Genomic DNA, 14,520 nt, shown 5'->3' on the forward strand with positions numbered 1-14,520 from the left:
TTTGCCCCGGATAGCAGCCACTCACCATCCGGGGCAATAGCCACCGAACGCACACTGCTCCCATGCCCCTCGAAGGTATGCAGCTTCGTGCCAAGCCTAGGCTGCTGCAGCACCCTCTCAGCCGTCTCCTGGTGGGCACAGACCGGCCGCCCATCGCAATCCGAGAGATAGGCCTCATAGGCGGAGCGCGTATCAACTTCCTCTGCCTCTGCCCAGGACGCCCGGTCCGCCTCCGCCTGGTAATACCAATACGCCCCAAGTGCCGTCGCCGCGCCCCCCGTAACCAAAACCGCGGCCACTGCTGGCCACCGACGGCGCTCCTTGTTACCCCGGCCGCCCGGGGCACTCTCACCCATCAGCTGCCGCCACTCCTGAGCAGTCTGCACACGGTCCACGGCGCGCACTTGAAGCGCGGCATCCATGGCCTTCAGCAACGATCGAGGATAACCTTGTCCCGCCTCAACCGCCGGCACGAGTTCGTCGTGCTCCATCCGGCTGCTCGCCTCCGGCGGACGCTCGCCGGTCACACCGTGATAGAGCGTCGCCGCCAGGCCGTAGAGGTCTGTCCAAGGGCCCTGATTGCCGTTCGTCGAGTACTGCTCAAACGCGGCGTAGTGCGGGGACACCACCGAAGTCATCGAGCGACTGCGACCACCCACCGCCTGGCGCGCCGAACCGAAGTCCAGCAACACCGGCGTGCCATCCTCCCGGATGAAGATATTCGCCGGCTTAATGTCTCGGTGGATGACATCCTGCCTGTGGAGCTGCTCCAGGGCGCCAAGCAGGGCCTCTGCCAACGCTTGGGCCTGAGCCGGCGCCAGGCACCCGTCACGCTTGAGCACCCGGTCCAGCGGCGCGCCATCGCAGTACTCCATCACTAGATAGGCCGTGTCATTAGCCCGGAAAAACTGCAGCACCCGCACAATCGACGGGTGGTCAAACTTCGCCAGGGTCCGCGCCTCATCAAGAAAACGCTCCAACCCCCACTCGAACATCTCTGCATCTTGGCCGCTGATAGGGCGCACTGTGGAGCCCGAATCCCGATACGCATGCTCGCGCGGCAGGTACTCCTTGATAGCCACCCGCCGCTCCAGCCGAGTGTCCCAGGCACGATAAGTGATGCCAAACCCACCGTTGCCCAGCTCCGCCTCAATACGGTAATTCTCCAGCTGATAACCGCCCGGCAGGGCCATGTGGTGGGCATATATTTCGCTCATCGCACCTTCCTATTCTGCTTGGACCTACGGCTACTACCTAGCCAGGGCGAGCTGACCTTCACAACCCGCTAATTCTTTCCCCGCCAACCCCAGTCTGCCCGCCAGAGGGTCGGTGTTTCACACCATTGACTGCGGTCAACGGACCTTCGTCACCCCCCTTGAAAATCCTCGAGATGCTTGTCCTGTATTTCCTGTAGCTCCCCTGTGCTGCGCATTTCTTTGATCGCCTCATCAAATGCCTCGAGCAGCTCCCTCGACTCACCGTCCTCTCTAGACACCATCAGATGAAGTCCCATCTGCGCGATGGCGCCCTCGACCTCTCGAACGTCATCATCTCCAACGTCCGGCGCACGATCCACCGCAGCCTCTGCGGTGAACCGATTCATAGTTACCAGATCTGCTTCGCCTTCCACCAAGCGCTGAAAACACGCCTCTTCGTCGGAAGCCTCCACAATCTGGATGAGCCCCCTATCCAGCGCCTCCTGAAGATCCTGCCGATAGTAGCCTTCCGGCTTACACGCGACATAGTCTTCCAGATCCATAATCCCTCGATATTCCTCTAACGGATCACCATCACGCACATAGATCTGAACAGCCATCCCATACAACATATCAGAAAACGCATAATCACTGCGCCTGTCCTCTGTACGCACATAGGGAAACGTTGCATCGTATTCCCCGTCCAAGACTGCCTGAGCACCCTCCACCCACGATTTGAACGCTATCTCGACCGGACGCTCCAAGTGATCCTCGAACGCCCGCGTCACGATATCTGTGACCATCCCCTGACTCGGAAGCTCTTCATCGCTGAAGGGGTAGTAATTGTTCCCCGATACGAGGTGCACAGGCTCTCCGTGAGCACTCCTCTCATAGGGTCGATTGACCATCACTTCGCGCAAATCGGGAAACGTCACGGCGAAATCTTCACGCAGTTCCCTATTTGTTTCGCTGATGAGCGCAGACGCCCCCTCGAGCGACTCGTTGAAATCTTCTAATAGTTCTTGGCCACTAGCGTGGTCCTTGGAAACCATAATCCCCATTTGGACCGTTCCCATGGGCTCCTCAAGCATGTCTATCGCATCGGTGCCCAAGTGCTCGTTATCCTGTATAGTGGCCCACCCGGTGAACCGATTCAAAACAACCACATCGGCCCTTTCATCCAGAAGCCGATCAAAACAATCGAGCGGCGATCTCCCGAGGATTATTCCAACATGGCCGGCAGCTACGAGATGATCGATGTCGCTGGTAAAATAATCGTGGGGCTTGCACACGATCCGCCCGGCAAGATCCTCTGAATCGAACCGCGAGGGAATTTGATCATCGGAGCGAACGAACGCCCTTGTCGTCACATCAATGAAGCCGTCCGAGAAATCATAAATATGCTCTCGGTCATCCGTTCTAGCGTAAGGAACTCCTACGTCAAAATCTTTGTCCTTTACAGCCTGCTCGACTTCTTCCCATGTATCAAGAACCGTGAGCGTAACATCATATCCTGCACGCTCAAATAGTGATTCCGCCAACATCGGCCCGGCCCCATGCCCCTTCAGGCGAGAGTCCGAATAAGGCACGTAATCATCACTCGTTGCGATGCTAACCTCGCGGTCCTCAGCAAGCGCCGTATCCGGCTCACGAGGTATTCTAATTCTCTGACCAGAGAACAGGTGATCGGGGCTGTTCATTTGATCCCGATTTTCTTCAAAGATTGCCCCATACAACGACGCATCGCCGTAAAAATGTAATGCGATCGCTGACAGTGTATCACCATGCTCAACTCGGTAGGAAGTCGCATCATCAGCAATGGAAGTAGCGCTCGAGGCCAAAAAGAACACCAATACAGCGACCCCTGCTGCGGGTCTTATCCGACCTAGCCCCAAAAACCTAGAACACATATCCATCTCTCCTAGCGCATGCCGTATTCAATATTTATTTGCGACATCTTCTTATTGTCGCCCAACGCTCAGCGGCGTGCGCCGGATTACTCGAGATCCTCTGCACGCTCGATGATCATCAAACCAACTTCACCGCGATTAATGATCATTCCAAAGACACCGAATGAGACCCATTCCCACTCCCCGTCGTCGTCCTCTATATACAGCACCGACGCGACCACCCAGTCCTCATACTTGAACTCGACGGTTGGCCGCAGAACCCTCCAGCCACCGGCTGCAAGCCGTTCCGGCGGCCGGAGTCCGACTTCCTCTTCCACCCCCCGCTCCAAAAGCCGGGGCATGACTTCATCCATACGCTCCATGTGGACCGATTTGTTAGGGACGGTTACCACCGCGATAGAACCCACAACAAGCAGAAAGACGCCATAGCCGATAAGCGCGCCGGTGACGCGAAAAAGAACGGCAACGCCTGCCACTGCCAGATAGCCTAATGCGCCCAAACCCTCGATCCCACGCGCTGCCCACTTTCTGTAGCCCTGGGTCGAGGAGGCCACAGGGCGCGACGCTTTTCCCTTCGATTCTGGTGGCGGATGAGGGTCTGGATCGCGGTCGGCCTTCTCTTCAGGCGTCGGAGCCCCTTGTGATCTGCTCAGATCTCGTTCCACCTTTCGGGCTTTATTGACCAGATCCTCGAAACGCGCCTCGTACGCCCCGAACGACAAACGATCACCCGCCTTGACACGGGCCCGCTTGACCGCGTCCCATCGTCCTGCACGCCAAACATAGGTGCCGTTGGTGCTGCCGCAGTCCACCAGAACCCACTCTTCGCGCCCCGACGAGGGCGGAAGTAACACAGCATGGGAACCGCTAACCGTGTTGTCATCCGCTCCTATGGGTATATCGGCGGATGGATGGCGCCCGATAGTCCAGCCGTCCTGATCCGCCACCTCCTCCATCGCACGGTCCTCGGCAACAGACCTCTGGGACGATCGCCTTTGGCCAACCTCCGGCTGATCACGCTCGCCCGTATTGGGCAGCGGCCCTTGCTGTAGAAGAAAACGCCCCGACACCTCGTGGCTGCCCAACAGGATACGGTCTTGGGGATCAATGTTTCGTCCATTTGCCGCCACCCACCCGGCTTCGGGATCGTAAACGTATGTCCCGTTCGCGCTTTGCAGGTCCGCAAGGTACCACGCACCTTTGCCCCGGCGAAGTTCCGCGTGCCGACGGCTAACGGTCTCCTGGCCATCGTCTATAACAATATCCGCATGCGGGTCGCGGCCGATTATATATACTGTTTTCATTTAGACTCCCCTTCACGTCGCCCCCTGGGGTGCGGACACAACCCGTCTGGGCGCCAGCTCCTTGATCTTCGGCCCGGGAAGCCGTGAATGCCTCTTCGATGAGCCTTGGCATGCGGGGTCCCCGTGACGGTGGCGCCGTAGAGCCCCGGCATGGCGGAGTCTGATTGCTCCCACCGTGGGTGGTCACTGTAGCGGTCCGGAGGTGAGGCAGCGGCAGTGATGAAGGTCGAGGGTCCGTGGGGCGCTGGCCATCCGACACCTAAGGCACGTCGCCCTGAAGGCCCGGGTGGAGGGGGGGGTCTGGGGCAGATGTCGAGGATCCAGGGACCCCAGACCCCGTCCAGACGACTTGTGGGGAGTCGCCAGCGTCGCCCCGGGGCATCGCCTAATACATTGAGCCGCCAACGCCACTGCCTGGTTGTACTGCCCACGATCCCAAGCTCCAGCCTCGTCACCTGCCCTCAAGGAGTTGACGACCTGAAACCTCTACCCCGCCCAGGCGCACGCGGGTATCTCTGGATAACTCGCACCGCAAAACATTGCGCCAGTTATTACCATCGAAAACGAACAGACCATTCGTGCTATTGCGGTCGATCAACTTGACACTGCCGTCTTCATCAACGCGAAGCTCAGCATGTATACCGCTCACCGTATCATCGAAGACATCCAGCTTGAGGTCCGCCTCCTCGGAACGACCGACCGTAAAACGCTGAGATCCGATCTGGCCAGACCGCTTTCCATCTAGTGGACCCGCACCGCCAAACACCCCCCCTGATTGCTCTCCCAGCGGGTCAGGACCAAAACGATTTTCCCCCTTCGTTCCGGGCAGCGCGGCGACAACAAGCCACGCCGCAGAAATACTCAACGACAGAACAGGGACCGCGTCACTACCCGGGAACAAGTAAAAGCCAACCTGATCAACAACCACCGGGGTCGCAATGAACAGGATAATCCAGAATCCAGATAAGTTTAAGTCATGCAATCTCCGCACACAAACTGCGAGATGGGGAATCAGGATAAAAAGAGTAAACGGTATCAGGAGAACCCACAAAACCGCTTCGCCGGTCCTGACATCGCCGGAAGCGCTCACAAAAGCTGACAAAAAACCAATGCCAACAAAAACAAGCGTATTTACAAGAAAAAATACCCAGTACTCTTTCCGGCGTGCCCTACCACGGAACACAGCATATTTGCGGAGCGCCTCAACGTACCAATGCATGTCGCACCCTATTAGATTTTAGTTAGTTCCAACTCAGCTCCGCCGAGTTTGATATAGCAACCACTCCCGATATAGTAACGGAATCCCGGCTCAAGCCGCTCCCCGGACACCAAGGTGCCATTGGTTGACGAAAGATCCTCGATACACAATACGTCCTCTTCTAGGACAAGCGCCGCGTGCTGCTTTGAAACCGTCTTACAATCGACAACCAGGTCACAATAATCCTCATCGCGCCCGAGGATTAAGCCATTCGGGCTGCATTGGAAATCGCTGAGCGCGAAGGTCACTCGAACGACGTTGCCATCATACGAAAACCCCGAAAGCAACCAATTAATCAATGGGGGTGCCCTTCATTCGACTGGTGCGCAGACTCCACCGCGACCCGGACACTCCCCAAGCTGATTTCGTCCCCTTGTTGGATCGGATGCCACTCGAAGGGCTCTAGCCTTTTATTGTTCACGCGTGTGCCGTTCGTCGATCTCAAATCACGAATCTCGTAAACACCGCTGCGTTGGCGCAGGGCACAGTGTCGCCGGGAGACGCTATCCGATTCTAATCGAATATCACTGACCGCCGGGTCCCGCCCGATCGTACAACCGTCCGTCTGCGATAGCTTGGACTGGGATAGAGGCAAATTCCCCGCTCGCTTGCCTTCCCGCCAGCGTAAGGTCACCCTCTTCGGGGCTTTAGCTTCTTTAGCTTCTTTAGCTTCTTTAGCTTCTTTTCTTTTCCTTGACCGAGCGTTACGGTCTCTACGCTCGTGCCACTGAGTATAGGTCTCTCGCACAACCTCCTGGATAATCCGTGGCCGCCGAAGTGCCATCACCAGAGCAAACGCTGCCAGTCCGACGGAGCCCACGAAAGCCGCATATAAAAAAGGCGAGGCCCCGCTCTGTGCCGGATCACAGGCACTGCGCGTTGACTGATAGGGAATATCAAGCTGGTCCAGATGAGGGACCAATTCTGAAACATGCGAGGCGTACCCCGGGCCCTGCGCCAAGCGCATAACCTCCTCGCCTGAGCCGCCAAAAGGTGCCTCAACCGGTAAATGGAGTTGGTGGCGTTGCGTATTCACACCCGCAACTTGACCGCATTCGTTGACCAACGGTCCACCACTGTTTCCGCCATGGATATCTGCGTCATGAGCCAAGACGAGCAATTGCTCGGAACCCGAAGCCTGCTGCCCAACAGCCCATGAATGTTGTCCGACGTAACTGATCGCCCCAGTGGTTTGCACTGGGTGGAGAACCTCGCCACGTGTATCTTCTACGATCCCAGGGTAGCCCACGGCGTGGACGGTGCTACCGACTGCGGGCTCCTTTTCGTTCAATGGCAACCCGGCGAGTTCGAGCCCATCGACTTCCAGCACCGCAAGATCCAGTTCCTCCGACTGCCACGCCACCGTGGCCGGTGCCGCCTCCTCGAAGCGTTCACCGGGCTCCCGAATCGCTATGCCCAAGTGCTCAGCGGGGGCGACCACGTGCCAGTTGGTTACCACATATCCAGGCGCAATAACAAACCCACTACCCGCCCCCTCTTCAACATCAGTGGCCACGATCTGAACGACCTGCTGTCGGGTTTCCTCTGCCCCTTTCGTGGCACCGACAAAGCTCGTCAGAAATAGCAGTACGAAAATGGCCCTGGGACTCTTGACTGTCATCTTCCGGATCCTGTTCCGCGGAGGCGATAGGGCACTGGCTATCACTCGCTAACCCGTTCGTCCTCGCGGACGATCATCACTGGGAGCTCGCGTGCCCCTTCATGCCATTTCATCAGACCGTCTTCGAAATCAACGACTTCGTACCGATCCGCGCTTGCCTCCCACGGCGTCCTGGTCCAGAACACGGACAACGGCACCTCGACAAACGCCTCTGGCTCACGCAAGCCGCCATCCTTTTCGACAAGCGTCAGCAATTCCCAGCTTTCCGGTAGACGCCAGTCGTCGTGACCGGCGTACCCGCCATCACGATTTATCAGATCCACGCCAGCTTGCACGGTATGGTCGTTTCCCGTGGAAACCCAAGGGAAGCGCTCGAAAACACCGGCACACCCTTTGTCTGCATACCACTCCATACCAAGCGGACACTGCCGCCACATCAACCCAGTGCGAGCATCCGTCACCGTCCCATCTTCGTTGAGGACGAAGGAACCGGCCATCTCGGCGTCCTCGAGTTCCCGACGCGATTGCTCGAGCACCTGTTCAGCCTCGTCCCGCGCAGCACGCGCTTGTTCAAGGGCAACTCCCGCGTCACCAGCGAGGGTCCTAACCTCGGACAGTTCCTGGCGCAGCTCTTCCCGGTCTGCCTCCAGCATCTGCCGCTGTTCACGCTCCGCCAGCCACAACCAGGCACCGGCAGCCAAAACCGCCACCAAGGTTACGCCTGCCACACCTTGAAGCACCCGCCGACGTCGCCGCACCCTGGCTTGTTCTGCTTGCTCTCGGGCCTGTTCCGCGGCGAGCTGACGTCGTTTCTGATCGAGGGCTCGTTTGAGCTCGATGAACTCCAGTCGCTGCTCGCCAAGAAGCACGGCCTGACCAGGCTCCACCCGAATCGAGCCGTCCGCAGCCACCACCGCACCATCGACCCCAGTCGTGCCATTGACACTGCCCTGATCGCGTACAACCACACAATTCAACGCCGGCTCCCAGGTCGCAACCGCATGGAGCCGGCTGACATCATCGTTTTCAGCCGGAAAAACGACGTCGGGCTCCTGCCCTTCGTCGCTTTTACGGCCGATAGTAATCTGCACGGACGCTTCCATGACGTTCGCTCTTCTACTCGTTATCCTGCCAGTCAAAATCCGGCCCACAGAGCGCAACAAAACGCAGAACCGTATCACCGAGCGCGATCTGTTCTCCTCCAGCTAACTCCACGGGCTGGAGAACGGGACTATCATTCACGTACGTCAGATTTTTGGCATCTCCATGCTGGACATAAAAGCGACGCCCACGCGGATCATACGTTACGACCGCGTGATTATGACGAGATATTTCATGATCCCCGAAATCCACGGACACCCGCTCGTCCTTCGCCCGGCCAATCGAGTTCATGCCATAGCCCAGCTCCCGCGCCGTACCCCGACCAGGACCCCTCTCAACGACCAGCCAACCCACTACGGGATCATCGTGCAGCGCGTTCGGATCACCCGCAGCCGTCTGGTCATTAGGCGATTGACCATCCGCGCCGTGACCAGCAGCGTCCTTCTTTTTCGGTCTATGCAAACGCGTCTTATCGTCCGTTCCGGAATCCACCGTGGGCTGGGGGTCACGGGTCTGGTCTCCCCCACCACCTCTGTTTATCTTCTCGGTGGGCGGGACCACGCCCTCGCCTCCAATGCGCGTCGCATCTTTACCAAGATCTTCAGTCTTTTTGATCTCATTCGGATCCATCCTACGAGTCCTGTCACTCATGGTCGCTCTCCTCTTCTTACCGCTCGTAAAGTCTATTAATCAAATTATCGAGACAATACCCGCCAACTTGGTTCAGAACATTTTCTTCTTTGCCCTGCACTAAATATAATACGAACACTATCACCCCCGACATCAGCAGGCCTAACAAGGTGGTGTGGAATGCCACCGCCAGCTGAGAAGAAAGATCAGGCAATAAATCACCGTGGTCCTCACCGTAGTCGGCTGCGAAGGCCAAGGCCCGGGAAATCCCAATGATGGTTCCAATAAAACCCAGCGTAGGCAACAACCAAGAGATATAACGCAACATCTGATAACGCAGCTCAAGCTCATGCATGAAAAGCTCGAGACTGGAATTCAGAAGGACACTGGCCTGATCAACGGATCGGGATGATTGGAACTGCAAAACCACCCGCTGTATTAAGCGCGGCAAGAAATATCCGCGTTCTAATCCCTTGTGTTTGCGCAGGTTCTTATACAACCCTCCCAGGTCATCAACCACCAGGACCGTTTCCTCGTCCTCCGGCAAGTAATGCTGGTCAAGCTCAGCCCGGGATTCCCACATCCGCCACAGCGCAAACGCCAACTCTCCCAGACCGACGAAGAAAATCAACCACATGAGGTTCTGGATGGATAACGGATAGAAGCTACCCTGGCGGTCCAAGAGAAACTCCGCCCAATACCCGTCCGCCGGCAGCAGGAAGTGCAGTAACACCACCCAGACCAATCCGGCTCCGGCGCTGATAATCGCGACCATCAGCCTTTTTTGTTCCAAATCGTGCCCCCGCATACCCACGCCGACCCCCTAAACTTACACGTAGTAAATTTCACCGGTTTCCGGGTTCCGCATAGGACGCCCCCGAGGCCTTAGCTCCGGTGCGGACGGGTTCGGCGCTGGACGAGCAGCAACCTGAGACAGCAATTCGCTCATGCAAACCCCATAATCCCCGAAGATGACCCAGTCATCGGGTTCTATATAGCTTTGTGTCAGGGCTTCCCAACCATCGGGCATCCGCATCCAAGTTCCATTGCTGCTGTTTCGGTCCACAAGGAACAGTCGGTGATCGTTCGTTACCACCAGCTCCGCATGGATCCGGCTCGCGGACGTTGCCCTTTCGGGGAGCACGATATTCGCATCCGGACTGCGACCAATGGTGTAGGTTCCCGCCTTGATATTCATTGCTACTTCCCGATAGCTTGCCCTTTATGAATCAATTATGCTTCCCCGGCCCTCTTTGGAAGCAAGTGCACTGACCCGTCGCTTCTAACCCTTTTATTTCGATGGGCAATAACTGATCCGGGGCGGCGGGACATTCATCTCTGAGGAGACTCTCCTGGCGGACTTGATGGACGGACACCTCACCGTCCTGGTGAACCTTGACCGCCGCCATTGCCCTTGTCGCTGCGGTAACTGAGGAGCCTATCTCCACATCGGGCAGCGCATCACGCCCATCTCTATGCGCAACGACACCTTCTACGGTTAGGTCCGCAGACCGGTCGAAACGGTGACGGGCGATACAGGCGGTGTAAACCCCTGGATCTGCGCGCGCCGCGGACCAGATTTCCCCGCCCGGTGTATGTAGCGTATCGACGAGCAATTTTCCGGGTACACCAGGATGCGTTCGTTGGTCATGCTTAAATACATTTCCGCTTGGATCAACCAAGTAGAGATCGATATCATCCTCTGATTCGATGCCGTCGCCCCATTCCCAGGTGATAGCCACCTGCAGGTGGGTCTCCTTCAGCTCCTCCTCCGCGGCCTCAGCACGCTCGCGCTCCTGTTCCGTTTCCTCCTCCGCGGCCTCAGCACGCTCGCGCTGCTGTTCCGTTTCCTGCTCGGCTGCCTCGGCTCGTCTTTCCTGGCGCTCGGCTTCAGCGGCTTGTGCCTCCGCCTCGGCAAGCGCTTCATCGCGCAGCTCAAGCGCCCTGCTGTTTTTCATATAATACGGGAAAAGAACCACAGCGATGAGCATGAAGACGCCCATGGCTGAGGCGAAGATATCGAGGGTAGAGACGCCAAAGATGCTTATTTCACGGCTCTTGCGACGCATGAGTTAGCGGTCCCGAAAAAGCTGAAGGAACGCACCCCACCAACCCCCTTGGTTCGTATCCCCTTCATTCACCGAGTCGCCGTTCGGGCCAGCCGTGTCCTGCCGTTCATCATCACCTGGATTTGCCCCGTCGGCGTTCTCCATCTCCTCACGCCGGTCGTCATTACGCTCATCTTGCTTGTCCACCTCGGTTTTAGCCGCTTCCTCCGGGTCGTCCCCCTCATCCCGGGACCGCTCCGACTCCGGGGTATCGGCCTCGTCCGCCGGCAGTTCATCCGACTTGCCGTCTCCCTCCTCGGTGTCATCGGCATCATCCCGGGTCCGCTCCGTTTCCGGGACATCAGCTTCGTCCGGAACCTGTTCATCTCTCTTATCTTCTTCTTCCGGATCATGGGGCTCGTCCGGAGCCCGCTCCGCCTCTTGATCATCAGCCGGGTCTAACGCGTCCTCATCCGCCCCATCCCCCATTTGCTCTTGCGCAGCTTCTTGCGGATCAGGTTGCTCTGGTCCCAACAGCAGGTAGCCGCCCAACACTGCCGCTAGAGAAAGGGAGCCGATCGCCGCGGCCACCCAACCGGCTTGCCAGGTCCGGGGAGAACTTGGCTGCCCCCCTCCTAACCGCAGCACCGCCAACGACACATTGTCCGCACTGGCCCCACCGCGCCGGACCGCCTCCGCCACTGCCGAGTGGGCTGCTGATTTCACGTCCGGCTCTTCCACCAGCGCCGCCAACTCCTCGTCTGTCAGCGGCCCCCACAGACCGTCGGAGCAAAGCACAAAGCCGTCGCCCGGTAATATCTCGGTTCCCCCATATTGAATCTTGAGATTCTCATCACCGCCGATACTCCGCAATACCCGATTCTGATCCGGATGGTTCTCGGCTTCCTCGGGGGTAATCTCCCCGGCGTCTAGCATAACCTGCACCAGCGAGTCGTCCCGCGTCCGATGCAGACAACTCCCGGACCGAAAATGGTACAGCCGACTGTCTCCTACATGCGCCCACCAGGCGTTTCCTTCGCGCACCACCAGCACCACCACGGTCGAGCGCGGCTCGAGCCCCCGCTCACGGCCGCGACGATTGATCTCGTCGTGGCCCCGCTGGATCAGCTCGTCCAGAAACGCGCCCGGATCCCGCGGCGCTTCGTCACAGGCCAGCCATAAGCCGCCGGCCACTTCGGTCAACGTCTCGGACGCCAAGCTGCCACCACGGTGGCCCCCCATGCCGTCGGCCACTATCAACAGAAAGCCCTTTCCGTCCGAAGACTCAAACACTTGCACAGCGTCCTGCTGTTCATCGCGCCCACCCACGTGCAACTCGCAAGCCCACTGCGCTTCTCGAAGAGCCTGTTGGACGGCCTGGGTCGGTTGGGACATTTTCTGCTCTCCGTGGTTATGCTGGTGGTCCGTTTAGCGGCCTTCCATCCCGGGGTATGCACGACGGGCAGGCGGATCGGTTGGCGCGGCCCCCAAATTCCTTTTTAATCAGAATGATTGGAAATATGACCAGTGGGCACGGCGCTGCAACAAGGGTCAAACGCTACCGCTGTCTAAAGCGACGTTCAACAGCGCGGATTAAAATCGGGAAAAGCCCCGGGCGCCTGTGACCACCCCCGGGCTCAAGCCCCCATTCCGGCTTGGGCAGTCATGATCCGCCCGTTGATGGTCATCACCGCCAGGTTGTCCTGGCCGGGCTCGTCACAGGCCAATACCTCCGCCGACAGCCGCTCGGCCAGATCACCCGCACAGGCACCTGGGTATCGCTGCAACACGCTTTGGATATCGTGTTCGCGCAAGGTAAGCAGGCCGTCGCTGGCCAGCACGACGACATCGTCCGCCTGCAACGGCACGGGCCGAGTGCTGGCATCCACCATCTCGATGGGCTCGCCGCCGACCACCGAGCGCAGTGCATTACGCTCCGGATGGCGGGCGGCGTCCTGCGGGCTCAGCCGCCCCAAGCGCACCTCATCATCAATCAGCGGCTGCATGGAATGGTCGGCGTTGAGCCGCTGGAGGTACCGGCTACGGTAGAGATAGAGGGGTGAGTCTCCCACACTGACCCAATCCAGCCCCGCCGGCGTAACGCAGACTCCCACCAGCGTCGTCCCCATACCATCCAGATCGGGTCGCTCGTCGACGATGCGCGCCAAGGCCTGATTCGCAGCTTCCAAGGCGCTGGTCAGCCGGTGCTGAACGGGTTGCCCGGCGCCAGCCTGTCGAAATGCGTGAATGAACGCCTCCACCGCGCTGCGGCTGGCCAGTGCCCCTCCTTCCGCGCCGCCCATACCGTCGCCGAGCACAGCCAACAGCAAGGAGGTCCCCTCACCGTCCGGACAGGCAAAGGCGTAATAATCTTCCTGGGCCTGCCGACGCCCGACGTCCTCGCGTCCAGCGTAATCAGTCTCCGGTTCCAACTCGCCTCCCCTCCGTCACGATCCAGCCACTCGCCGCCATTCCGGGACCGACTGCACACGGTCCACGGCGCTCACCGTCAGGCCAGCCTCCACCGCACGAGCCAGCCCCGGCGGACAATCACCCGCCGCTCTCGCCAACGGCACCAGCTCCAAGCCATCCATGCGTTGCGGTGCATCCGGCGGCTTTTCACCACTCAGGCAGTGGTACAGCGTGGCCGCCAGACCGTACAAATCCGTCCATGGTCCCTGCTTGCTCGTCGCCGAGTATTGCTCAAGGGGCGCATAGTGAGGCGTGATAAAAGAGGTCAGATTCTGGCTGCGCCGCCCCAGCGCCTGCCGTGCGGAGCCGAAATCGAGCAACAGCGGTGAGCCATCATCCCGGATCAGAATGTTGCCCGGCTTGACGTCGCGATGGATCACGCCCATCAGATGCATCGTGTCCAGGGCATCCAGCAACCGCTCGGCCAGGTACGCGACGTGCTCACCCGCCAGACGTTTTTCCCGCGCCAGCATCCGGTCCAAGACGTGACCATCGCAGTACTCCATGACCAGATAGGCCGTCTCATTGGCCCGGAATACACGCCGCACACCCACAATGCCCGGATGATCAAATTTCGCCAGCGTTCGCGCCTCGTCCAGAAAACGCTCCAGGCCCCATTCGAACAACTCGGCATCGCCGGCGGAGATCGGTTGCACGGTGGAACCGGACTCCCGCCAGGCCACTTCGCGGGGGATGTACTCCTTTATGGCAACCCGGCAGCCGTCATCAGCGTCCAGGCCCAGATAGGTAATCCCGAAACCGCCGTGACCCAGTTCCCGCTCGATTCGGTAACGCTCGAGCCAGCAACCCGGCGGCAGCGCCATGTGGTGGGTATCCGGAACGCTCATCGCCTCTCCCTAACTCCTTGGCCTCCCGAGCCCCGCCCGCCCCGAGGCTCCTTCAAACCTGTGGCGCCCTGCTCTCTCCGGACAGTCACGCCCCGGACCCAGAATTATTCAGCACAGGCAGGACAAACAGGA

At 59.0% G+C, this 14,520-nt stretch carries 14 protein-coding genes; all 14 read right to left on the reverse strand.

What is annotated here, in order from left to right:
* Positions 1-1,217: protein kinase (locus tag LRG07_RS12690; protein WP_238642558.1), on the reverse strand; the 1,217-nt coding region annotated here is incomplete at its 3' end.
* Between the two features lie 149 nt (positions 1,218-1,366).
* Positions 1,367-3,046, reverse strand: coding sequence for a transporter substrate-binding domain-containing protein (locus LRG07_RS12695; RefSeq protein WP_238642559.1), 1,680 nt, complete (start codon positions 3,044-3,046; stop codon positions 1,367-1,369).
* Positions 3,047-3,192: 146 nt separating this feature from the next.
* On the reverse strand, positions 3,193-4,410 hold the full coding sequence (locus LRG07_RS12700) for an FHA domain-containing protein (protein ID WP_238642560.1): 1,218 nt from the start codon (positions 4,408-4,410) through the stop codon (positions 3,193-3,195).
* 451 nt (positions 4,411-4,861) lie between these two features.
* Positions 4,862-5,629: a DUF805 domain-containing protein gene (locus tag LRG07_RS12705; protein ID WP_238642561.1), complete on the reverse strand. Its 768-nt coding sequence runs from the start codon at positions 5,627-5,629 to the stop codon at positions 4,862-4,864.
* An 11-nt stretch (positions 5,630-5,640) separates the two neighbouring features.
* Positions 5,641-5,916, reverse strand: coding sequence for an FHA domain-containing protein (locus LRG07_RS14105; protein ID WP_370641539.1), 276 nt, complete (start codon positions 5,914-5,916; stop codon positions 5,641-5,643).
* 47 nt (positions 5,917-5,963) lie between these two features.
* A complete protein-coding gene (locus tag LRG07_RS12710) occupies positions 5,964-7,289 on the reverse strand; it encodes a trypsin-like peptidase domain-containing protein (RefSeq protein WP_238642563.1) in 1,326 nt (441 codons plus the stop codon).
* Between the two features lie 41 nt (positions 7,290-7,330).
* Positions 7,331-8,392: a DUF1566 domain-containing protein gene (locus tag LRG07_RS12715; protein WP_238642565.1), complete on the reverse strand. Its 1,062-nt coding sequence runs from the start codon at positions 8,390-8,392 to the stop codon at positions 7,331-7,333.
* A gap of 13 nt (positions 8,393-8,405) precedes the next feature.
* Positions 8,406-9,020: an FHA domain-containing protein gene (locus tag LRG07_RS12720; protein WP_238642566.1), complete on the reverse strand. Its 615-nt coding sequence runs from the start codon at positions 9,018-9,020 to the stop codon at positions 8,406-8,408.
* A 37-nt stretch (positions 9,021-9,057) separates the two neighbouring features.
* Positions 9,058-9,795, reverse strand: a complete 738-nt coding sequence (locus LRG07_RS12725) for a MotA/TolQ/ExbB proton channel family protein (protein WP_238642568.1) — start codon at positions 9,793-9,795, stop codon at positions 9,058-9,060.
* Positions 9,796-9,849: 54 nt separating this feature from the next.
* Positions 9,850-10,218, reverse strand: coding sequence for an FHA domain-containing protein (locus LRG07_RS12730; protein WP_238642569.1), 369 nt, complete (start codon positions 10,216-10,218; stop codon positions 9,850-9,852).
* 31 nt (positions 10,219-10,249) lie between these two features.
* Positions 10,250-11,089, reverse strand: coding sequence for a hypothetical protein (locus LRG07_RS12735; protein WP_238642570.1), 840 nt, complete (start codon positions 11,087-11,089; stop codon positions 10,250-10,252).
* Positions 11,090-11,092: 3 nt separating this feature from the next.
* The gene (locus LRG07_RS12740) at positions 11,093-12,463 is read right to left on the reverse strand and encodes a protein phosphatase 2C domain-containing protein (RefSeq protein WP_238642571.1); all 1,371 of its coding nucleotides are present in this window, start codon (positions 12,461-12,463) and stop codon (positions 11,093-11,095) included.
* A gap of 242 nt (positions 12,464-12,705) precedes the next feature.
* Positions 12,706-13,500: a PP2C family serine/threonine-protein phosphatase gene (locus tag LRG07_RS12745; protein WP_238642572.1), complete on the reverse strand. Its 795-nt coding sequence runs from the start codon at positions 13,498-13,500 to the stop codon at positions 12,706-12,708.
* Between the two features lie 15 nt (positions 13,501-13,515).
* A complete protein-coding gene (locus LRG07_RS12750) occupies positions 13,516-14,388 on the reverse strand; it encodes a serine/threonine-protein kinase (protein WP_238642573.1) in 873 nt (290 codons plus the stop codon).
* Between the last annotated feature and the right edge of the window lie 132 nt (positions 14,389-14,520).

Origin of the sequence: Halorhodospira sp. 9622 (assembly GCF_022228025.1) — a bacterium.
In the GTDB taxonomy this organism is placed as follows: Bacteria; Pseudomonadota; Gammaproteobacteria; order Nitrococcales; family Halorhodospiraceae; genus Halorhodospira; species Halorhodospira halophila_A.